Origin of the sequence: Methylocystis parvus OBBP (genome assembly GCF_027571405.1) — a bacterium.
Lineage (GTDB): Bacteria > Pseudomonadota > Alphaproteobacteria > Rhizobiales > Beijerinckiaceae > Methylocystis > Methylocystis parva.
In genome coordinates this window covers 59,681-80,343 of the sequence record NZ_CP092969.1, presented here as the reverse complement: position 1 = coordinate 80,343, position 20,663 = coordinate 59,681, and the positions used below count along the sequence as shown (strand labels likewise).

The 20,663-nt window shown below is 62.6% G+C and carries 11 protein-coding genes and 5 pseudogenes; 7 read left to right on the top strand and 9 right to left on the bottom strand.

The window, feature by feature from the left end; translation table 11 throughout:
- Window positions 1-47 precede the first annotated feature (47 nt).
- Window positions 48-8,645 (bottom strand): GH36-type glycosyl hydrolase domain-containing protein, encoded by an 8,598-nt coding sequence (locus MMG94_RS20065; RefSeq protein ID WP_420846625.1) that lies wholly within the window; start codon window positions 8,643-8,645, stop codon window positions 48-50.
- Window positions 8,646-9,045: 400 nt separating this feature from the next.
- Window positions 9,046-10,146 carry an IS110 family RNA-guided transposase gene (locus tag MMG94_RS20055; protein ID WP_016921278.1) on the bottom strand — a complete coding sequence of 367 codons (1,101 nt, stop codon included), beginning with the start codon at window positions 10,144-10,146 and terminating at the stop codon, window positions 9,046-9,048.
- A gap of 143 nt (window positions 10,147-10,289) precedes the next feature.
- Between MMG94_RS20055 and tnpA the strand changes: the two genes are divergently transcribed.
- Genes tnpA through MMG94_RS20035 form a run of 4 tightly spaced genes read left to right on the top strand, consistent with a single transcriptional unit; the run spans window position 10,290 to window position 13,404 of the window.
- Entirely contained in the window at window positions 10,290-10,763 is a 474-nt protein-coding gene (gene tnpA, locus MMG94_RS20050) for an IS66-like element accessory protein TnpA (RefSeq protein WP_016922180.1), read from the top strand.
- Window positions 10,763-11,116 (top strand): IS66 family insertion sequence element accessory protein TnpB, encoded by a 354-nt coding sequence (gene tnpB / locus MMG94_RS20045; RefSeq protein WP_016922179.1) that lies wholly within the window; start codon window positions 10,763-10,765, stop codon window positions 11,114-11,116. The genes tnpA and tnpB overlap by 1 nt, the downstream gene beginning before the upstream one ends.
- Before the next feature lie 52 nt (window positions 11,117-11,168).
- Window positions 11,169-12,749 carry an IS66 family transposase gene (gene tnpC, locus MMG94_RS20040; protein ID WP_016922178.1) on the top strand — a complete coding sequence of 527 codons (1,581 nt, stop codon included), beginning with the start codon at window positions 11,169-11,171 and terminating at the stop codon, window positions 12,747-12,749.
- Window positions 12,715-13,404: a UPF0149 family protein gene (locus tag MMG94_RS20035; protein WP_016922177.1), complete on the top strand. Its 690-nt coding sequence runs from the start codon at window positions 12,715-12,717 to the stop codon at window positions 13,402-13,404. Before tnpC ends, MMG94_RS20035 begins: the two co-directional genes overlap by 35 nt.
- Before the next feature lie 73 nt (window positions 13,405-13,477).
- On the opposite strand, the pseudogene MMG94_RS20030 reads toward MMG94_RS20035, so the two are convergent.
- The 7 genes and pseudogenes from MMG94_RS20030 to MMG94_RS20005 all read right to left on the bottom strand — a co-directional run.
- Window positions 13,478-13,891: pseudogene (locus MMG94_RS20030) on the bottom strand (transposase); the annotation flags it as partial.
- A gap of 212 nt (window positions 13,892-14,103) precedes the next feature.
- Complete coding sequence (locus tag MMG94_RS20025) at window positions 14,104-14,529, bottom strand: hypothetical protein (RefSeq protein WP_154420390.1); 426 nt, start codon at window positions 14,527-14,529, stop codon at window positions 14,104-14,106.
- Between the two features lie 85 nt (window positions 14,530-14,614).
- Entirely contained in the window at window positions 14,615-14,824 is a 210-nt protein-coding gene (locus MMG94_RS20020; RefSeq protein WP_154420388.1) for a hypothetical protein, read from the bottom strand.
- Between the two features lie 869 nt (window positions 14,825-15,693).
- Complete coding sequence (locus tag MMG94_RS20015) at window positions 15,694-15,834, bottom strand: hypothetical protein (RefSeq protein WP_154420386.1); 141 nt, start codon at window positions 15,832-15,834, stop codon at window positions 15,694-15,696.
- Window positions 15,835-15,959: 125 nt separating this feature from the next.
- A pseudogene (locus MMG94_RS22200) lies at window positions 15,960-16,163 on the bottom strand (cold-shock protein).
- Between the two features lie 524 nt (window positions 16,164-16,687).
- Window positions 16,688-16,837: pseudogene (locus MMG94_RS22195) on the bottom strand (hypothetical protein); the annotation flags it as partial.
- Between the two features lie 19 nt (window positions 16,838-16,856).
- Window positions 16,857-17,360 carry a hypothetical protein gene (locus MMG94_RS20005; protein WP_016921764.1) on the bottom strand — a complete coding sequence of 168 codons (504 nt, stop codon included), beginning with the start codon at window positions 17,358-17,360 and terminating at the stop codon, window positions 16,857-16,859.
- 98 nt (window positions 17,361-17,458) lie between these two features.
- Here MMG94_RS20005 and MMG94_RS20000 point away from each other — a divergent pair.
- The 3 genes and pseudogenes from MMG94_RS20000 to MMG94_RS19990 form a co-directional block, all read left to right on the top strand.
- Window positions 17,459-17,701, top strand: a pseudogene (locus tag MMG94_RS20000) (IS21 family transposase); the annotation flags it as partial.
- Window positions 17,700-18,326 (top strand): annotated as a pseudogene (locus tag MMG94_RS19995) (DUF932 domain-containing protein); the annotation flags it as partial. The pseudogenes MMG94_RS20000 and MMG94_RS19995, both read left to right, overlap by 2 nt.
- A 164-nt stretch (window positions 18,327-18,490) precedes the next feature.
- A complete protein-coding gene (locus MMG94_RS19990; RefSeq protein ID WP_016921761.1) occupies window positions 18,491-20,632 on the top strand; it encodes a ParB/RepB/Spo0J family partition protein in 2,142 nt (713 codons plus the stop codon).
- Window positions 20,633-20,663: the final 31 nt, after the last annotated feature.

The following is a 20,663-nucleotide window of genomic DNA, read 5'->3' as shown; positions in this document are numbered from 1 at the left end:
ACGAAATTTCCTACGAATGCCCCCAGCCGACGCCCATGATTCTGACGCTACCCGAGCCGAACCAGCAGCCGATGCCTGGCGCCGTCGTCGAGGAGTCTGAGCCTCAACGGCCGATTCGTCACAACGGCGTCGTCGAGGGCGGCGAAGGCGACGCCGCGGCAGACGCCATCAGGGTTTTCCACCGTGATTTCATATCGAGCCGAGCCGTGCCGAAGCGACAGCTCGAAACCGCGCCAGGATTTCGGGATGCACGGGTCCAGACGCAGGATGTCGCCTTGCAGGCGCAACCCGAGAATGCTCTCCACGCCGGCGCGCTGCATCCATGCCGCCGATCCGGTGTACCATGTCCATCCGCCGCGCCCGACATGGGGCGGCGCCGCGTAGATATCGGCCGCGACGACATAGGGCTCGACCTTGTATCGATGCGCTTCGGCGCGCGTGCGGGCGCGATTGATCGGGTTGAGCAGCGAGAACAATCCGGCGGCCTTGTCGCCGTCGCCGAGCGCGGCGAAGGCCATCACCGACCATAGGGCGGCGTGCGTGTATTGACCGCCATTTTCGCGAATGCCGGGGGGATAACCCTTGATGTAGCCCGGATCGAGCGACGTCTTGTCGAAGGGCGGTGCAAAAAGCAGCGCCAGCCTGTCCTCATGTCGGATCAACTCGCGTTCAACCGCCGCCATCGCCTGCGCCGCGCGGCCTGGCTCCGCAGCGCCGGAGAGCACGGCCCAGGATTGCGCGATGGAGTCGATGCGGCATTCGTCGCTGGAGGCGGAACCCAGTGGGTCGCCATTGTCGAAATAGCCGCGCCGATACCAGTCGCCGTCCCAGGCCTCGCGCTCCAGCGACGCGCGCAAGGCCTCAGTATGCGCGCGCCAGGCGGCTGCATGCGCCAAGTCGCCCCGGGCTTCCGCAATCGGCGCGAAGGCGCTGAGCGTCGCGTGCAGCAACCACGCCAGCCAAACGCTTTCTCCGGCGCCGCGTTCGCCGACCCGGTTCATGCCATCGTTCCAGTCGCCGCAGCCGAACAGCGGCAGCCCGTGCCCGCCAAGGGCGAGGCTCTGGTCGAGAGCGCGGACGCAATGTTCGAACAGCGGCGCAGTTTCTTCGGCAATCGACGGTTCGAAGAAGTTTTCATGCGCGTCCGGCGTCAGCGAGGGGCCGGATAGGAAGGGAATCACCTCGTCGAGAACGCTGGCGTCTCCCGTCGTGTCGACATAATGGGCCGTCGCGAAGGCGAGCCAGATACGATCGTCGGAGATGCGGGTGCGCACCCCCTGGCCCGAATGCGGCAACCACCAATGCTGAACGTCGCCCTCGACGAATTGCCGGGCCGCCGCGCGCAGAAGATGTTCGCGTGTCATTGCGGGACGCGTCCCGGTGAGCGCCATGCCGTCCTGTAGCTGATCGCGGAATCCATAAGCGCCGCTCGCCTGATAGAAGGCGGAACGCGCCCAGATGCGACAGGCGAGCGTTTGATAGAGAAGCCAACCGTTGAGCATGATGTCCATCGTGCGATCCGGCGTCTTCACCTGTACCGCGCCGAGGACGTCGTCCCAATGATGCGCGACCTCCGACATGACGGCGTCGAGATCGGCGGCACGGTAATCCATGATCGCCTGCCGCGCCGAGTCGGCGCTTTCGGCTTGCCCGAGAAAGCACACGATTTCGACGGTTCCGTTTGGCGGGATTTCGACCTTCGTCCGCAGCGCGCCGCAGGGATCGAGTCCGGCTCCGACCGTATTCGACAACGGCGCGGCGCCGATAAGCGCCGCCGGGTTCGCCAATGTTCCGTTCCGACCGATGAACTCGCGGCGATCCCCAGTCCAATCCGTCTGCGCGCCCCGCAAATCGAAGAACGCGACGCGCGATCCGAACGGGATGTTCCAGGTGTTTCGGGCGAACATTGCGCCGGTTTTCGCGTCGATCTCGGTAATGACGAAAGGAAGCGAAACTCCGCGAGACGGGCCGAGAATCCACTCTACATAAGCTGTCACGCTGATACGCTTCACACGGTTCGATCGATTGCGAAGCAAAAGCCTCGAAATCTTGACGGCGTCGTCGATCGGGACGAACTGCGTCAGCTCGCTGCTGACGTCTCGCGACATATGTTCAAAGCGGCTGTACCCTCGGCCGTGTCTCGCTGTATAGGTCGAGGCTGCATCGCGAATGGGAAGCGCCGTCGGACTCCACAATTCCCCGGTATCGTCGTCGCTCAAATAAAACGCCTCCCCGGGACGATCGGAGACAGGATCGTTCGACCATGGAGAGATCTGATTTTCGCGACTGTTGATGGACCAGGTGTAGCCGCTCCCCTCGCTCGACGTCTGGAAGCCGAAGAATGGATTGGCGATGACGTTGATCCAGGGCGCCGGCGTGGATTGGCCGGGTCCGAGGATCGTCACATATTCCCGGCCGTCCTCGGCGAAGCCGCCGAGGCCGTTGAAACATTCGAGACTTGGCATAACGGGCTTCGCCGCCAGCGAGGGCCTTGGGCGCCCGCGCTGTTGACTGCCTTGGAGAGGAATCCTGGTTTCGACCAACAATCTCAATTGATCGAAGAGACCGCCAAGTCGCGCGACGAGAACGACACGCGCTACGGACGCCAGGAGCGCATGGGATTCCTGAGGGATCAGATCCGCACGCAGCACAAAGACTCGGCCGGGCGATTCGGCCGCCCCGATTTTCGGGCGCGAATGATTGGCGCGGACCAGCGATTCCAGGGCAACCTGTAAATCCTGAACATAAGAGGATTTGCGTTCGTTCAGGATCACGACGTCGACCGCCAGTCGCTTCATCCGCCAATATTCATGCGCGCGCAACAGTTCGCGCGCGACATCGAGCGTCTCGATGTCGGAGATTCGAAGCAGCACGATTGGCAGGTCGCCGGAAACGCCCTGCGCCCAAAGGCTCGACTGCGCTCCCGCGCCATGTTTGATCGCGTTGGAGGACGGACGCAATGTCGGCGCGGCGTAGATCGCGTGGCCGGCCAGACGCTGAAACATCGTCGCTTCGCCCGCCGTGACGCCGAGATGGTGGAGTTGCACTTGCGCCTGCGTCCAGGCGAGCGTCACCGCACGCGGGAAAGCGGTCGTTTCCTTATGCTTGTCGACGATGTGGAGGAGAACCTCGCGCGTGGCTGCGACCATCGTCCAGAAGGCGACGCGAGCGGTTTCGCCCGGCGCCACACGGATGCGTCGCCGCAGGGCGAAAATCGGGTCGAGAATCGTGCCGACCGTGTTCGATAGCGCGCGGCCGTCGATGACTGCGATCGGCGTGCGGACGCCATGTCCGCGGCCAAGAAATCTTGCCCTGTCGGTTTCGATTTCCGGTTTGCCAACGACAAGGCCCTCTACGACGGAAACATGCGCCGCCCAAATTCCCTCCTCTGTCGGCGCGCGCCTGCGGCGTGTCGCCAATATAGCGCCGACATCGGCGACGAATTCGGTTTCAACAAAAAGCTTTGAAAACGCGGGATGCGTGACGTCCGCCGTCTGCGGCGCCAAAGCCAGTTCGGCATAGGACGTGACTTCGATTTCCCGGAAATCGGCGCCCGTATTCGAAACCGAGACGCGCCGCACCTCCGCGTTATCCTCGGCGGAGACCAGAACCTCCATCGTCGTCGTCAACGTTCCGTCTCGACGCGTGAACTCGGCGCGATCTTCGTGGAAGGCGACATGATAGTCCTCGGGCTCCGCGCCGCTCGGCTGAAAGCCCGCCGACCAGACGTCGCCGCTGCGCACATCCCTCAAAAACACATAGGAGCCGGAATCGTCGCAAACTGCGTCCTCGCGCCAACGCGTGACGGCGACATCGTTCCAGCGGCTATATCCCGACCCGGCCGCGGTGAGCATCGTGGCGTAGGAGCCGTTCGACAACAGGTGCGTGGCCGGCGTCCCCTGATGAGCGGACGCAAAGCGGCGCACGCCGGAGCCTTCAAAATCCTTGGCCAGAGCGGCGGTCGATTTCGTTTCCGCCGCCCAAGGCCGAACGGCCGGCACGTCGCGCGGCATCCGCTCCTGCAACAACAGCTCAGTGGCCTGGATGATCGGCTCGGCATGGAATCGCGCCCGCATCGCGCCATCGAACAAGGCGTCGGCGATGGCGACGATCGTCATGCCCTGATGATGCGCCATGAATGCGCGCACGATGGCGACGCTTTCGCCGTCCGGCAAACGGCTCGGCGTATAGTCGAGCGCTTCGTAGAAACCGTACCGTCCGCATGCGCCGGCCTGTGCAAGTCGTTCCAGATTGGCGGACGCCGCACGCGAATCGACCATTGTCGCGAGCGCCGTGGCGTAAGGCGCGACCACCTGGTTTTCTCCGAGCCGGCGTTTGAGGCCAAGGCCCGGAACGCCAAAATTCGAATACTGATAGGTGAGTTCCAGATCGCGGGCGTTATAGGCCGATTCGGAGACGCCCCAAGGCAGGCCCAGTGTCGCCGCGTAATCTATCTGGCGACGCACGATAAGGCGGTTCGTTTGGTCGAGAAGACTCCCGGCCGGCGCGCGCATGACGAGCGAGGGCATCAGATATTCGAACATCGATCCCGACCAGGAAATCAGCGCGGCGCCATGGGCCACCGGCGTAACGCCTCGGCCGAGGCGGAACCAGTGGCGCGCCGGAACGTCGCCCTTGGCGATCGCAAAAAAACTCGCGAGCCTCGCCTCGGACGCGAGAAGATCGTAACAGTTGGAATCGAGCGCGCCTTCAGGGACCAGATAGCCGATGGACAGCAGCCTGCGCTCGCCGTCCAGGAGAAAATCAAACTCCATCGCCAGAGCCATTTTGCGAGCGGCGTCCTCCAGGACGGCGAGCCGCGCATCGCGCAGCGAGGCAGCCTCGATTTCGCTCGGGAGTTCGCGCTGGTGCGCCGCGATGGCCTTCAGACTGGCGCGCGCCCAGAACAGCATATCCGCGCCGGCGCCGTCGCTCCGCTCGAATTCCAGCGCGCTGGCGATGTCGAGCATGACCTTCGCCTCGGCCGCCAGCGCCGCAAGCTGTTGAGGGAGATCGTCGTGCTCGACGTCGGGCTGTCGGATTCTTGACGCCAGCCCGGCGAGCGCTTCGTCTAATTGGCCTAAAGTGACTGTCTGCGTGCGGCGCCCGTCGCACAGGCGAGACGCTTCCTCCCGTGTGACGCCGACGGCGTCGCCGACGCCGGCGAGGCGCGTCGAGAAGGCGACGGGGACGCTGCGCCATTCACGACATGCGTTGGCGAGCGCGATCAGATGCCCGGCAAGGTTGCCGCTGTCGACGGAGGAAACATATTTGGGGTCGAGCGGGCGCAGATCGCGCGTGTCGTACCAATTATAGAAATGCCCGCGAAACCGCGCCATTTCGCTCATGGTTGCAAGCGTCGCTTCCAGGCGCTCGATCGCTTCGTCCGTCCCGATCCAACCAAAATCGCGCGCGCTTGCCACAGAGAGAAGATAAAGGCCGAGATTGGTCGGCGAGGTTCGATGCGCGAGCGCTTGCGGATCTTCCTGGAAGTTATCAGGCGGAAGCATCCGGTCCGCCGGCGTGACGAATGTCTCGAAGTAGCGCCAGGTGCGGCGCGCGATCAGCCGCAAATCTCTCGTGTCGGCGTCCGACGTAAGCGGCTTTCCCGCGACGCGCGGCGGCAGGCTCGCCCAGTGCGCCACGGCCGGAGAGGCGAACCACAGCGCGGCGAAAGGCGTGGCCAGCGACAACGCGCCCTGGTCGGAAAGCCAAGCAACGATTATCGCGGCGGCTGCGATAACCAGCGCGCCGGCCATACGCCGGTAAAAGCCGGAAAGTTCGAGCCTTGGACCTACCGTCGCCTGAGCGGCGGTGGTCCACTCCAGCAGATTGCGACGCGTGATGACGAGACGCCACAAGGTGCGCGCAATCGCGTCACTCATCAGCCAGGCCTGGTGCGCCAGGAATGTGACGATGAGCGCCGAGAGGCTCAAAGCGAGCCGAAGATCGCCGCCCAGTGCGCGTATATGACTCGCGAGGGTGATCCCGGGACGGCGCGGCGGGATCGCGCCGACGACCGGAATCAAAGTCGGCATGACAATCGTCGAGATGACGAAAATCGTCCAGACGAGCGCAGCGTCGAACGGCGCGGTCCATCCCGCCGCCAATGCGAAAACCCCCACCGGCGCGGACAGAGTCCGGCGCAGATTGTCCAGCATTTTCCAACGGCCGATCGCTGGCAGCGCGTTCCGGGCCCGATCCATGTTCCCGGTCCTGGGAGCGCGCCCGAAAATCCATGGCAGGAGCTGCCAGTCGCCGCGCGCCCAGCGATGGTGGCGCAGAGCGCCGACGTCGTAGCGCGCGGGAAATTCCTCCATGACCTCGACATCGGAGGCCAGGCCGGCTCTGGCGAACACGCCTTCGAACAGATCGTGGCTGAGCATTGTCGAATCCGGCGTGCGTCCGGCGAGCGCCGCCTCGAACGCGTCGACGTCATAGATCCCCTTGCCGGTATAGGAACCTTCGCCGAAGAGATCCTGATAGACATCCGACACCGCCGAGGCGTAGGGGTCGATTCCACTCAGGCTCGAGAAAATCCGCTGGAACAGCGAGCCCTCCCGGCCGACAGGCAGCGACGGCGTCACGCGCGGCTGCAACAGCGCGTAGCCTTCCACAACTCTGCCGGCGACGGCGTCAAAATGCGGACGATTCAGCGGGTGCGCCATTTTGCCGATCAGTCGGCGCGCCGTGTCGCGCGGCAGCCGCGTGTCCGCGTCGAGCGTGATGACATAACGAACGTCGACGGGGGCGAGCGCCGCGGCGCCGTCTATGGGCGTGAAAGTGGTGTCCGTCGCGCCGCGCAGCAGCCGGTTCAATTCGTGAAGCTTGCCGCGCTTGCGCTCCCAGCCGATCCATCGGCTTTCGCTTTCATTCCAAACGCGCAGCCGGTGAAGGAGCAGAAACCGGGCGCCGCCTTGCGCCGGCCCGTATCGCTCGTTGAGCTGCGCCACCCCTTTCGACGCGGCCTCCAAAAGTTCGTCGTCGCCTTCTCGATGTTCGGCCTCCGAATCGGTCCAGTCGGACAACAATGCGAAGTGAAGATCGCCTTCCGGGCTCGCAAGATGGTGAATTTCCAGACGTTCGATCTGCTCTTCGATGGCTTCGATCGACGTCAGCAAAGTCGGCACGACGACGAGCGTGCGCAGATGCGACGGCACTCCGTTGCGCAGCTCCAAACCGGGCAAAGGCGACGCGCGGAAACCAAAGCTTACGCCGCGATTGACCAGAGCGACCGCCGCGTCGACGGCTGGAACGGCGCCGAGCGCGCCGAGCAGGGCCAGAAACCAGCCGCCGAGGCCCTCTCCGGCGAGAATCAGCAAAGGCGCCGCGAGAATGATCGCGGAGACCGCCAGGGTGGCGGCCGCATAGCCCTTCACCCCGAAGGTCTGGCTGAGCCGCGCCAGCCCCTTGCGCAGCGGCGGGCGAAACCCGATGGTTCTCTCGAAGGCGCACCGCCCGCCTCCGAACAGGTGATAGCCGGGATCTTGCCGACGCTCTCGCGTCGCCGGCGCGCATGAGGGGCATTCCGCCTTGGCCGCAAGGACTGCGGCGCGCGCGATTTCCGGTTCCGTGCGGGCGGAGCCGCGCGCCAGCTCTTCGATCGCGCTGCGATAGAGATTGCGCGTCGGAAAATCCATGTCTTTGAACGCGCTGTCAACGCCGAGCACATCGTCAACGAGGCTGATGCGCTCGAACAATTCGGTCCAGTCGACATCGGCGATCAGGCGCAGACTGGTGATGATGTTGCGCACGGAGACGTTCGAAGCGCCCAGCCTCCTGTGCATGTCATGCACGACTTCGTCGACGGTGGCGTCCCGCGCCGCAAGGCGATTGTCGAGCCAGGCGAGTGCCGGCGACATTTCATGATTCTGGTCGCGCAGCCTGTGGGCGAGCTGCACCGCGAAAGCGTCGGAAAACATTGTCTGAGCATGGCTCGCGAGCGCCGTCGCCGCCGGCTCCGCGACCACGCCGCCCGTTCCCAGCAATCGATCGGCAAGCCGATCTGCAGCTTGGCAAGCGCTGCGCGTACGCAGGATCTGTTCCGCGAGGCGCCTCAGATTCTCGATCATGACGAAACGCAAGGTGATCGACACCGCCCATAATTCGCCGATGGTCAGCGGCTGGACGTCCTGATAGGCGTGCACGTAACGGCGCAGCATTTCGGCTTCGAAACAGCTGTCGGTATGCGCGACGAAGGCCCAGACCATACCGAACACTCTTGGAAATCCGGCGAAGGGGCCAATGGCGAGTTTGGGCAATTGTCTGTAATAATCGGGCGGCATATCCGAGCGAATCTGACGAATCTGCCTCTCAATGAGGTGGTAGTTGTCGGTCAGCCACTTCGCCGCCGGCGTGATGGCGCGTCCCTCGCCTACCCACTCCGTCGTCGTCCGATAGGCGGCGAGAAGGGTCGCTTCGTTGTCGACGAGCCGACCGGCCAGGGGCCGGCCTTTGGTCAGCATGGGCTTAACGGGCTGAGCGGCCGCCAGACTGCGCGCATGCTCTTCGAGCCGTTCGACGCTGAACAACTCCTCGCGAATCGGCGCGAGACTGTCCCAGGGCGATTGCGCCCGCTTACGCAGGAAGACACCCCAACGCGAGAGAAGGGAGGGCGACGGCGTCTCAAGGCGTAAATGGGTCAATCAGACTCTCCTTGGGGCGAAACGAATTCGAGCCAGGGCAAGGGCGCGCCGCGACCGCGCAAAGAGCGCGAACAAAAAAGGCGGGACGCCCGGCCCGGCTTTGTCCGGTTCAGGAATTGGCGTGTTGTTCGCGGAAGGCTGGATCTAAAGGCGGTCGCTACGCCGCGCGAAAGGACGGCTCGATCAAGAGCCCTAATCCAGGAAGAGGTTTCGAACGCCGGGCATTGCGCTGCGCCTTTTGGCGTTCACCGATGGCTTAAGGCGGCGGGCCGCCACGCTCCAGATCAGAGGTGCAGATTATGTCTCCTTCGACCGAAGGCACGACGCTGCTCGAAGCCGCATCTTCATTCATACCATGAACCATAGAAGATAGCGAGGACGGAAACGGTGCAGGGCGGAGTCATAAATCGTGAATGCGTTGAGCTTTGGGATTGCTTCTATAGCCGAAGTTTAAGGCCCCCGACCGGCCGAGCGAACGGGACGCATTTGCGGAACAATTGGCGCGTTGGCTGAAAGCGGAAGCAAGCAAGCCGCGCAAGCAGAAGCGGACGGTCAAGCAATTTACACGCGGATTTGGTCTCGCTGGGCTATGAGGGCTCCTATGACGGTAGGTCCAGGCGCTTTCAATCAGCAGATGCCGAACACGTCCGTTCCCGGCCTTGGTGATCCCGCCACGCCGAACAGTGTCGCCCGTCGAACGCTCACTCGGCGTCAGACCGAGATAGCCCATGAGCTGACGCGGATTATGGAAGCGGCTTAAATCTCCAAGCTCCGTGGCGCAGGTGACGGCCACAATGAGATCAATTCCGCGTAACGCCTGGAGCGCCTGAACCACAGGCGCCAGCGACCAATCGGGTATGAACTCTTTGATCGCCGCCTCGAGCCGTTCCACGCGCTCCTTCGAGATTCTCACGCCTTCGACCATCTCCTGCAACGCAATCTGATGGGCCGGATGATCGAATTTTTGTTCTTGAAGCCAGCGAAGGTGACGAGCGCCCCATGCGGTCTTGCGCGGAAAGATCCGACCGTGCCGGAGCATGAACGCGCTCACCTGCTGACGATGCACACACAGCGTTTCGACCGCGGCGGCTCTCGCGCGAACGAGATCACGCATCGCTTCATGACTTTCGTCCGGAACCCACACGGCTGTCAGTTCATCAGCCCGAAGCAGCCTCGCAAGCGCAACCGCGTCGCGACGATTGGTCTTGACCCGATCGCCCGCCTTTCGCGGAATAAGTGAAGGCGCCACCACGGAACAAGAGAACCCCATCGAAACGATGAGCCGGTGCAAGCCATAACCGGTCGGTCCGGCTTCATAGCAAAAATGCGCGTGCGCATGCTTGGCCGTAATGCGCTTGATGAGGCGACGCATACTTTCGACAGATGAATCCACTTCCCCGACAAAACGCACCTCGCCGCTTCGCCCGCCGGAAGCGACTGCAACCGCGTTACGCGCCTTCGAAACGTCGATGCCGATGAAAATCTCTGTAGACTGCTCCATGGTTCGCCCTCCTGCGCTGAGGATCGGCTCGGATCGCCGAGCAACCCTCGCTCGCACAGCGTAGGGTATGCGTGATCTGACGACCGCCTACCGGAACGCATATGGAGTTGGTTAGGTGTCCACCATCGAACAGGTGGACACCAATGTCGGCGGCGAAGGATGGCGTCAAGCGGCGCACGTGGAGCCTTGAGGAGCGGCAGCGGATCGTTGCGGAGGCGTTGGCGCCTGGCGCGTCCGTAGCGGCTGTCGCGCGACGGCACGGATTGAACGCCAATCTGGTTTTCAAGTGGCTGCGGCGTTCGCGCGAAGGCTGGCTGGATCGCCGGCGGGGGCCGGCGAAAGAGACAGCGCCCGCGAAAATGTCGCCGGAGCTAGCCGCACAGACTTTCGTTCCCGTCGAGCTGCTGGAGTTGAAGCCGGCTCCGATGAGCCCGGCTCTGCCGCCGTCGTCGGCGCCGGTGGCGAAGATTGCCGCCACGCCGGCGCGGGTGTCGCGCAAGAACGTGCGGCGCGGCGCCATGGAAGTCAGCCTGCCGAATGGCGCGCGCTTGTCGCTCGACGCAGATGTGGACACTGAGGCTCTGCGCCGCGTGTTGTCGGCGCTGGGTGACCTTTGATGCTTCAGTTCGCGCCGGGGGTGAAGGTCTATCTGGCGTTGAAGCCCGTCGACATGCGGCGCGGTTTCGACGGACTCGCCGCCGACGTGGCGCAGGTGCTTCGCAACGATCCCTTCTCCGGCGCGGCTTTCGTGTTCCGGAGCAAGCGCGGCGATTACGTGAAGATCTTGACCTGGGACGGGTCGGGCCTGTGTCTTTTCGCCAAGCGGCTGGAGAAGGGAAAGTTCGTCTGGCCGCCGATCGTCGAGGGCGCGTTGCAATTGACGGCGGCGCAACTGGCCTTGCTGATCGAGGGGATCGACTGGCGGCGGACGGTTGCGCCAGAAGCGCCGGAACGCCCGGTCTTCCTTTAGAATCCATGCATTCTCGAGCTGCGCCGACGCGTGTCTTGTGGTAGACAAAACCATGTCGCGCGCCGCTGCCGATTTGCCCGAAGACCCCACCGAACTGCGACGGTTCGCCGAGGCGCTCGCCGCGGAAGTTCACGCCAAGACCCTGCTGATCGAGAAGCTGAAAATGCAGCTCGCCGTTTTGCGGCGCGCGCGTTTCGGGCGTTCGTCGGAAAAGCTCGACCGCGATATCGAACAGCTCGAACTCTTGATCGGCGACATGGAGGAGAGCGACGCCGGGCGCGTGGCGCGAAGCGAAGCGACCACAAACGGCGCTTCGTCATCGACCCCGAAGAAGCCGTCCGTTCGTGCGCCTCTGCCCGACCATCTCCCGCTAGAGACGGTCGTGCACGACGCGCCCTGCGTCTGCCCGACCTGCGGCGGGAGCAAATTCGGACGGGTCGGCGTCGACGAGCGCGAGATGCTGGAATATGTCGCCTCGCACTTCAAGCGCGTGGCGCATGTGCGGCCGAAGATGAGCTGCCGCGCCTGCGAGACGATCGTTCAGGCGCCCATGCCGACGCTGCCGATCGAGAAGGGACGGCCGGGGCCGGCGCTGCTGGCTCATGTCATCGTCGCCAAATATTGCGATCACCTTCCGTTGCATCGCCAGTCCGGCATTTACGCACGCGAAGGCGTGACGATCGACCGCTCGGTCATGGCCGGCTGGGTCGGCCATATGGCGGCGCTGCTGGAGCCGCTGGCCGAGTGCATCGCGCGTCACGTGCGCGGCGGTCCCGCCGTTCATGCTGACGATACGACGGTGCCCGTGCTCGATCCGGGACGCGGCAGAACGAAGACTGGCCGATTATGGACGGCGGTGCGCGATGAAAGGCCCTATGGGTCGACGGCGCCGCCGGCCGCCTTCTACCTCTACTCGCCGGACCGCACGTCCGAGCACGCCCATGCCTTGCTGAAGGGCTGTCGCGGCCATCTCCATGCCGATGGCTACACGGGCTTCGGCGGCCTTTACGAGGCCGATCCGAAAACCGGCGCGCCGGCGCCGCTGAAGGAGGTCGCCTGCTGGGCGCATGCGAGGCGCAAGCTCTACGACGTGCATATCGAAACGAAATCGCCGGCGGCGGCCGAAGCGCTCGACATCATCGCGCGGCTCTTCGTCATCGAGGCCGGCGTCAAAGGCAAGCCGCCGGCCGAGCGCGTCGCCGCGCGCCGGGAACGATCGGCTCCCGTCCTTGCCGAACTCCGCGCCTTCCTTGACGCGACGCTGGCCAAAATCAGCGGCAAGAGCGACTTCGCCAAGGCCATCCGTTATGCGACCTCGCGCTGGATGGCCTTGATCCGCTACGTCGACGACGGACGTCTCGAGATGACGAACAACGCTGCCGAACGTGCCGTCAGGCCCCTGACATTGGGCAGAAAAAACTACCTCTTTGCCGGCTCCGACGAGGGCGGGCGAAGGGCGGCGATCATGTATACGCTGATCGAAACCGCGCGCTTCAACGACGTCGATCCGGAAGCCTGGCTCGCCGACGTCATCGCTCGCATCGCCGATCACCCGATCAACCGGATCGATGATCTCCTTCCCTGGAAATGGAAGCCTCATGCGGAAGCCGCCGCGCCATCTCGGGCAGCTTAAAAGCGCTCTCCTCGACATGGGCGAGGAGGCCATGCTGCTGGAAGAACTCGATGGGCTCGTCGCCGGCGTGCTCGTTTGTCCGGAGATGATCCCGCCGAGCGAATGGCTGCCGGTCGTCTGGGGGCAGACGGACGAGGAGGCGGCGCCCGCCTTCGACTCGATGGCTCACCTGAACGAAGTGCTGGCGCTCGTCATGGCGCACTACAATGATCTCGCGAAACGGCTTTTCGAGAGGCCCGGGACCTATGCGCCTTACTTCGCCATCGATGATCGCAACGGCGATGTGCTTTGGGAGTTGTGGATCGAAGGCTTCGAAAAGGCGGTGAAGCTTCGCCCCGCTGCATGGCGACCGTTGCTCGATGCGGACTTGGATACCGCCAAAGCCATGTCGGGCTTGCTGACGCTCGCCGATATCGCTCGAGGCGACGCGCGCTTCTCCAAGCTCGAGCATGACGCCCTCGCATCAACCGCGACGGAACTGATCGGCCCGTTCGTCTTGGCCCTCAATAAATGGCGTCTCGAAAGCCATGATCTCGGCGACATGACGCCAGTATCGTCGCCGCTCACATCCACTTCGTTCGGCAAAGTCGGTCGCAACGATCCCTGTCCATGCGGATCAGGCAAAAAATACAAGAAATGCTGCGGCCTCAACTGATCCGCGGTCGTCGCATCACGCTTACGCGTAGGGCGAGCCACCTCAGTCGCAGAAGCGGACATACGGTCTTACCGACCGCCATGTGTAGCTTCGTTCGCTTGGCGCCGTCATAGCCTGCCCGCGGGCCGTTCTCCGGCGTCGAGCGCAAGGTGCGGCTGTCGATGATCGCCGCCGTCGGCTCCGCCGCGCGCCCGAAGGCGACGCGCAACAGAGCGCGCAGGTCCTGCGCAAGCGCCTCGAACACGCCCGCTGAAAGTCAGCGCTGCGATTGCTGATACACGGCAGACCACGACGGCAGATCGTTGGGCATGGCGCGCCATGCGATGCCGTAACGCAGCACGTAGCGAAGGCCATTGAACAGCTCGCGTAGAGAATGTTGACGCTGCGGCGCGCCTTCGTCCATGAGCGTCAGATACGGCGCTACCAGCAACCACTCTTCGTCGCTGACATCGGACGGATACGCTTTTGCGAATCGGAGCCATCCGATTCCACTAAGCCAATCAGCCACTAAAGTACATAACACCCTCTAGCAGCGCGAAAGAATTGTAGGCTCGACGCAGAGGCGATCGTCGGAGCGCGTCCCGCTACTGCACTTGCAGGCGGCCCTCCCTGCATCAGAAATCGTCGACGATCGGACCGACCCAGTCAATTTGTCGATCCATTCCTGTTTGGGAGCCGTCCGCCGCGTCGATGAAAAAGTCACTCCTCGGCGATCCATCTCAGCGGCAAGTCCCCATAACCATGAACGAACGTGCCCAGCAGGATCAAGGCGACGCCTATGACTCGTTCAGCCACAACATCGTGCACAATCCCAGGACGAACGCGCTTGTGTTCGACTTTCTGCCACCTGAGATGCCTGAGAGACGCATAATCCGAATGAGGTTGCGGCAAAGACGGACTCACAGCATCGAGTAGACCGGGCGGCAACTGACGGTCGACAGTTTCCCGCAGACCAGTCCGAAAAAAAGGCCTGGCAGTGACCACAATTCCCAAGCAGATCACCGCCGCACCAAAACGCAAACCGATCTCAGGTTCGCGAACGGCGGCGAACCAGACGCCGTGAGCTACCCCGATTAGCAGAAAAATTGCCGAGTAGCCAAACCATGTCCACCAATGCCAATTCATCCGATCCTCATTTCAGACATCGCACCGACCCTTACTCTCGACGCATCCAATGGCGCGGCTCCGCCGATTACTATCGACAGGATTTTTATGGCATTTGCTCGTCACCCAAATCCAAATCGCCGTCGTCGCTGTACTGGGCGGCAAGATCCGCTACTCGTCGCCACTTATCGAAAGTCAGCGCGAGCCAACTTTCTTCAGGCGTGCGGTCGGCGCCGGAGAGCATTCGTATCGCATGCACAAGCGCCAGATTGGTAAGGGGGATCACGCCACCAAGAGGTGGCTGCAAACTTAACATCGTTCTGATCGATCATTGAGGTTGGCCTCCCGAGTGCTCAGCCGAGCGCGTTTGAGTTCAATCAAGGTGGGGATGCGTCAGGTCGAATAAGACCAAGACCTCAGATAAGTCCGCTGCATAACGCGTGGCTCCAAGATCAGAGAGCCGCGCGATATCCATAATTATCATGTTCCGGACTTTCGCAGCGCCCTTCGGCATATTCAGCAGATAACCTTCTAGCAGCCGGCCTTGTCGGTGAATTCCCCGTTCAGTGATTGAAGCTCTCACGAAGATCCTTGAAGTCGAAGCGCCGTGTCAAAGTCTATTTTGAACGCCGGCGCAGGAGAAAGATATGATCGGCTTAGAGTGGTCGAATCTCTCGACTATAGTCATGCGCCTCGTTTATTTCGAGCGGGCAGCCATCGAAAAGTTTTTGGCGTGAGTTCCTCGACCGCAAACCCGATCGCTTCAGCGGCTCTCTGATGAAGCGCCGGAAGACAAGCGCCTTCCGCTTGGGCCCGCGCTTTTGGTATAAAAGAGCGACGCCTCGAGAAAATAGTCTTTCGCATCCATCGCCACCTCCGTTTCCTATGTGCCTGTGTTACGCCGCCCACACCAGAGCATTTTCAGCGACAACGCGTTCATGCCCGCCGCGGTCGGACCGAATCCGGTATTGCAGACGATGACCACCATCAGGCAGATGTCCTGTTACTCGAAAAAACTCTTCGCGGCGAAAGGTCCGGGTTTGCAAGTAACATGAACGCCAAGTTCGAATTTATGAAGGGGAGCCTTCACGGTTTTCAGCATGCTAAAGTGTTCGCGGGCATCGAAATCGTCAACCATTTGCTACCTCTTGCCGAAGTAAGATAAAACACGCCAGTCCACACGCGTCATTTCTTGCTGCGATCTTGAGTTCTCAGCTTTTCAACCGTCGATAAGGGTGAACCACTCCTCTCAGTCGGATCGCTCACCGATTTCACTTTCTTCGGCTTTTTCGCCTCACGGTTTCCGCGCCGCTGTTCCTTGGCCATCGCTGACACGCCTTTTCGTTAGAGAAAGAGATACGGACGACAGCGGAGTTGAGGCCGCCGCCTTAAATCGCTCGCCTTTAGGCCACCGGTACATCCACGGCCGGTCTAAGACCGCGAGAGGAATGTTAGTCGTGAAGCTGCATTAAGCTTGCGGAGAACTTGCCGCTGCGCTTGTCTACCAAAATTTCATATCCAACCTTCTGGCCCTCGACGATCGCCGGAAGTCCCGCGTGTTCGATTGCCTATTGCGCTAACGTGCATGAAAACGTCCGGTCCCTGAAGCCAAAGCCCTCGTTCGCATCGAACCATTTGCCGACGCCGATTTGCATAAGATGTCCTTATCCACGAACAGGGTTGCGGCCACTGCGCAGCTGCCGCAATAGATCAATATTCTGGAGCGGAAGCCACAAGCCGGATGCGCTAAAGGCGGGAGAGGGATCGTCTGGCCGAAACCCTACGCCTCTAGATATAGCAGCATTTCGAAATTACAATGGCTCCTTTGGACAGATTTTCATGCGTGAGCTGCGGGCCTGCGTCCTGAACACCAGACGACGCCACGCGAGAATAATGGCGGAAATCCATAGTCACCCCAATTTCGGGAAGCGTGCGGACAGCGCCTACCATGTGACGCGGCAGGTAGTGGATATTTCAGCAACAGGAAGGGGCGCCGAGGCGAGACAAAACTCTTTCTCCAAAGAGGCGGTAGGTCGATCGCCAGCTACCAGCTTGTTGGTCATTCTATGACGCATCCATTGCCAAGCAGCCGAAAGGGACGATTCCTGCGGCATTTGGGAATGAAAGCAATGTGATATTTGCAGTCCCACCGCGTGTGGCTAAGAGCCCGACTCGAAATTCATCCGTTGTGAAGAACGCGCGTCGCCAGCCTGCGCACGAGCAGAAAGGCGAGAGCGACGAGCAGCCACGCCAGCGACGACTTCGTGGTCGCCTCGAAGTCTTTGGCGAGGCGGCGGGCGCGATTGATCCAACCAAACGTTCGTTCGACGAACCGCTGTACATTGTTGTCAATCTGGTGGCGCCTCGGTGGGTGAGGCTGGCCCGACCGGCGTGTCGGGGGGAGGAACGCGGAATACGATCTCAATCCCGTCGCGGTCCGCTTCGATGCGTTTAACAAGGGCGCGGATAATGTCGCGCTGTCCGAGCCGATCGAGCTTGTCCAGGCCTTCTGACACCTTTGCGGCAAAATCCTCTAAATGACTGATCACAAGGCGAAGGTCTCGCTCGCTTTCAGCGGCGCGGACAGCCGTTTGCTGACGCTCCTTGAGCTCCGATAGGCGTTGTTTCATGCCCGTGATCCTCGGCTCGAATTCGACTTTCTCGACAAACCCCTCGGCGTAGCTGTCAATGAGACGATCAATGCCGCGCCGCAAGGCGGCCATCTGCTTGTCCAGGCGGACGACCTCTTCTGGCGCGACGCCGGCGGCGGCTTGAGCGAGACGGCGCCGGTATTCATCAGCAACGCGTTCAGGTTCTTTCAAGAGAGCTGTGACCCGATTGTGAATAGGCATGGAATAAGGACCCCGTTTTCGGGGTGATCGGCGTCCAATCGGGACCCCGGGGCTGAGGGTCCACATTGGCCTCCTTTTCTGAGGGAGGCCGGGTTGGCATGCTGGTTGTGGAAACGATTGCGAAGATACGGCGCGCTTACTTTTCCCAGAAGAAGCCGATCAAGGAGATCTGTCGCGAGCTACGCGTGTCGCGGAAGGTTGTGCGCAAGGTCATCCGGTCGGACGCAACGGAGTTCCGCTACGAGCGCGAGACGCAGCCGCTTCCCAAAATTGGCCCCTGGCGGGAGCAACTGGAGGGGCTGCTTTCTGAGAACGAGGCGAAGGCGTCGCGGGAGCGGCTGGGCGACCATGACGCATAATCCCTTTGTCGACGTGACAAAGGAGACGACGACGCTCTACGCCAGCGACCGCGACGTCTTTCTTTTTCTCGTCGACGATACGCATCCGATCGAGGCCGGCCGTCTGCCGAACGGCGATCCTGATGTGTTCTTTCGCGGCTTTTATTGCTGGAACAGCGAGGTCGGATCGAAGACGCTCGGCGTCGCCTCTTTCTATCTTCGCGCCGTGTGCATGAATCGGAGCCTTTGGGGCGTCGAAGGTTTCGAGGAAATCAGCATCAGGCATAGCAAATTCGCGGCGCAGCGTTTTGCCCATGAGGCGGCGCCGGCGCTCGAGAATTTCGCGCGATCCTCGCCGGCGCCTTTCATCGCCGGCGTGAAGGCGGCGCGCGAACGCATCGTCGCCCGCGAGGACGAGGAGCGGGAGACATTCCTGCGCAAGCGCGGTTTCAGCAAAGCCGACACCGCGAAAATGATCGCCGCCGTTCTCAGGGAAGAAGGACGACCGCCGGAAAGCCTGTACGACTTCGTGCAGGGCATTACAGCGATCGCCCGCGCCAAGCCGCATCAGGATGCGCGACTCGAGATGGAAGGCAAGGCCCGGGCGCTTCTCGAGCGCGCCGCCTGATTATTTCAGGGCGTCGCGTCGTCGGGGCCATTAGACTCAGGCGCCATGCGCTTACGATTGAACTTTGTGGCGCGGCCCTCAGAGGAAGAGGGCTGCGCCGGTCTTCGTGACGGGTTTTCAGGTCGAAAGAAAGTCTTTCGGCCGCCCGTCGCGGAGTCATCCCTATGGCCAGGACGGTTCATAAAATCCAGTTGAGCGCCTCGCGCGACATCCCCTTCAACAAGCTCATGCTGTCGCAGGCGAATGTGCGGCGGATCAAGGCCGGCGTTTCGATCGAGGAGCTCGCCGAGGACATCGCCCGCCGCACGCTCCTGCAGAGCATCACCGTGCGTCCCGTGCTCGACGACGGCGGCGCCGAGACCGGCATGTTCGAAATCCCCGCTGGCGGACGCCGCTATCGCGCGCTGGAGCTGCTGGTGAAGCAGAAGCGCCTCGCGCGCAACGCCCCGATCCCCTGCGTCGTGCGCACGGAGGGGACACCCGAGGAAGACAGCCTCGCCGAAAACGTCCAGCGTGCGCCCTTACATCCGCTCGACCAGTTCCGGGCCTTTCTGGCGCTGCGCGAGAAAGGCCAGAGCGAAGAGGAGATCGCCGCGGCTTTCTTCGTCGGCGTCAATGTCGTCAGGCAGCGGCTACGGCTTGCCTCCGTGTCGCCAAAGCTCCTCGACATTTACGCCGAGGACGGCATGACGCTCGACCAGCTCATGGGTTTCACGGTCAGTCCTGACCATGAGCGCCAGGAACAGGTCTGGGACGCGATTCTGCGCTCCTATAATAAAGAAGCCTATCAGATCCGCCGGCTGCTGACCGAGAGCGCCGTGCGCGCGTCCGATAAGCGCGCGCAATATGCCGGGAAAGACTACATCGCCGCCGGCGGCGCGGTCATGCGTGACCTGTTTCAGAGCGACGACGGCGGCTGGCTGCAGGATGCCCGTCTGCTCGACCGGCTCGTCGCCGAGAAGCTCGAACGCGATACGCAAGCCACTCGCGCCGAGGGCTGGAAATGGGTCGAGGTCGCGACCGACTTTCCTTACGGCCACACCTATGGGCTGCGTCATATCCCGGGCGAGCGCCAGCCTCTGACCGACGAGGAAAACGCGGCGCTCGACGCCCTGCGCGCCGAGGCCGAGCAGCTCGAGGAAGCCCACGCGGATATGGACGAGATTCCCGACGAGGTCGATCAGCGCCTCGCCGAGATCGAGGCCGCCATCGACGCGATCGAGGAGCGGCCCGTAAATTACGAACCGACCGACATCGCTCGCGCCGGCGCTTTCGTCAGCATCGACGGCTCAGGGCGCCTGCGCATCGAACGCGGCTATATCCGCCCCGAGGACGAGGCGCCGATCGAAGAACCGGAGGCCGCCGGGCAGGACGAGGAGATCGAAGCGACTGCTGCTTCCTCATTACCGGCATCGGTCGCCAGAACCTCGGCGCCAGATCGCGGCGCGGTTCAGGCCGAACCGGGGGAGGATGAGGAAGACGACAGCCTCCGTCCGCTCCCCGACAAATTGCTGACCGAGCTCACCGCCTGGCGCACCCTGGCGCTGCGCGAGGCGATCGGCGCCGATCCGAACATCGCCTTTCTGGCGGCGCTGCATGTGCTCTGCCTCAAATCGTTCTACCGTTACGGCTCCGACTCCTGTCTGGAGATCGAACCGAAAACCATCGCTTTTGGCGCCCAGGCGCCGGGGCTTGGCGACACGCCGCTCGCCGCCAAGGTGAACGCCCGTCATCACGATTGGTCCGAGCAGCTTCCCGCCGAACCCGGCGACCTCTGGGACGTCTTGACGACATTCGACAGCGAGACACAATTGCGGCTCTTCGCCCATTGCGTCTCCCTTACCGTCAACGCCGTGCATGAAGCCTGGAACAAGCGGCCGAAAGCGCTGGCGCACGCCAATCGTCTCGCGCGGGCGCTTTCCCTCGACATCACCGCGACCGGTTGGGCGCCGACTGTCGATAATTTTCTCGGCCGCGTCACCAAGGCGCGGATCGTCGAGGCCGTCCGGGAAGCCAAAGGAGCCGAGCAGGCGAAGCGCGTCGAGCCGTTGAAGAAGGGCGACATGGCGCAGGAGGCCGAGCAACTGCTCGCGGGCTCCGGCTGGCTGCCTGAGCCGCTGCGCACGCCGGGTGGACCGGTCGATGACGCCAAACAAGCGCGTTCCGAGACGGGCGCCGCCGCGGCCGATACGCCGATCGAAGAAACGGGAGGAATCGGAAAGGAAACGGCCATCGACGAAATCGACGCCGCGCGCGATTCTGACGATGCGTCGGTGGACGCCCCCCAGGACGTCGCCGCCGAATGACCTCCCCGAGGCCGACTGTGTGGGACTCGCC

What these genes read in the sequence shown, in the direction of transcription:
- tnpA (WP_016922180.1), top strand. Translation starts at nt 10,290, where the DNA reads ATGTCGGCGGCGAAGGATGGCGTCAAGCGGCGCACGTGGAGCCTTGAG.
- tnpB (WP_016922179.1), top strand. Translation starts at nt 10,763, where the DNA reads ATGCTTCAGTTCGCGCCGGGGGTGAAGGTCTATCTGGCGTTGAAGCCC.
- MMG94_RS20005 (WP_016921764.1), bottom strand. Translation starts at nt 17,360, where the DNA reads ATGCCTATTCACAATCGGGTCACAGCTCTCTTGAAAGAACCTGAACGC.
- MMG94_RS20020 (WP_154420388.1), bottom strand. Translation starts at nt 14,824, where the DNA reads ATGTTAAGTTTGCAGCCACCTCTTGGTGGCGTGATCCCCCTTACCAAT.
- tnpC (WP_016922178.1), top strand. Translation starts at nt 11,169, where the DNA reads ATGTCGCGCGCCGCTGCCGATTTGCCCGAAGACCCCACCGAACTGCGA.
- MMG94_RS19990 (WP_016921761.1), top strand. Translation starts at nt 18,491, where the DNA reads ATGGCCAGGACGGTTCATAAAATCCAGTTGAGCGCCTCGCGCGACATC.
- MMG94_RS20025 (WP_154420390.1), bottom strand. Translation starts at nt 14,529, where the DNA reads ATGAATTGGCATTGGTGGACATGGTTTGGCTACTCGGCAATTTTTCTG.
- MMG94_RS20015 (WP_154420386.1), bottom strand. Translation starts at nt 15,834, where the DNA reads ATGGCCAAGGAACAGCGGCGCGGAAACCGTGAGGCGAAAAAGCCGAAG.
- MMG94_RS20055 (WP_016921278.1), bottom strand. Translation starts at nt 10,146, where the DNA reads ATGGAGCAGTCTACAGAGATTTTCATCGGCATCGACGTTTCGAAGGCG.
- MMG94_RS20035 (WP_016922177.1), top strand. Translation starts at nt 12,715, where the DNA reads ATGCGGAAGCCGCCGCGCCATCTCGGGCAGCTTAAAAGCGCTCTCCTC.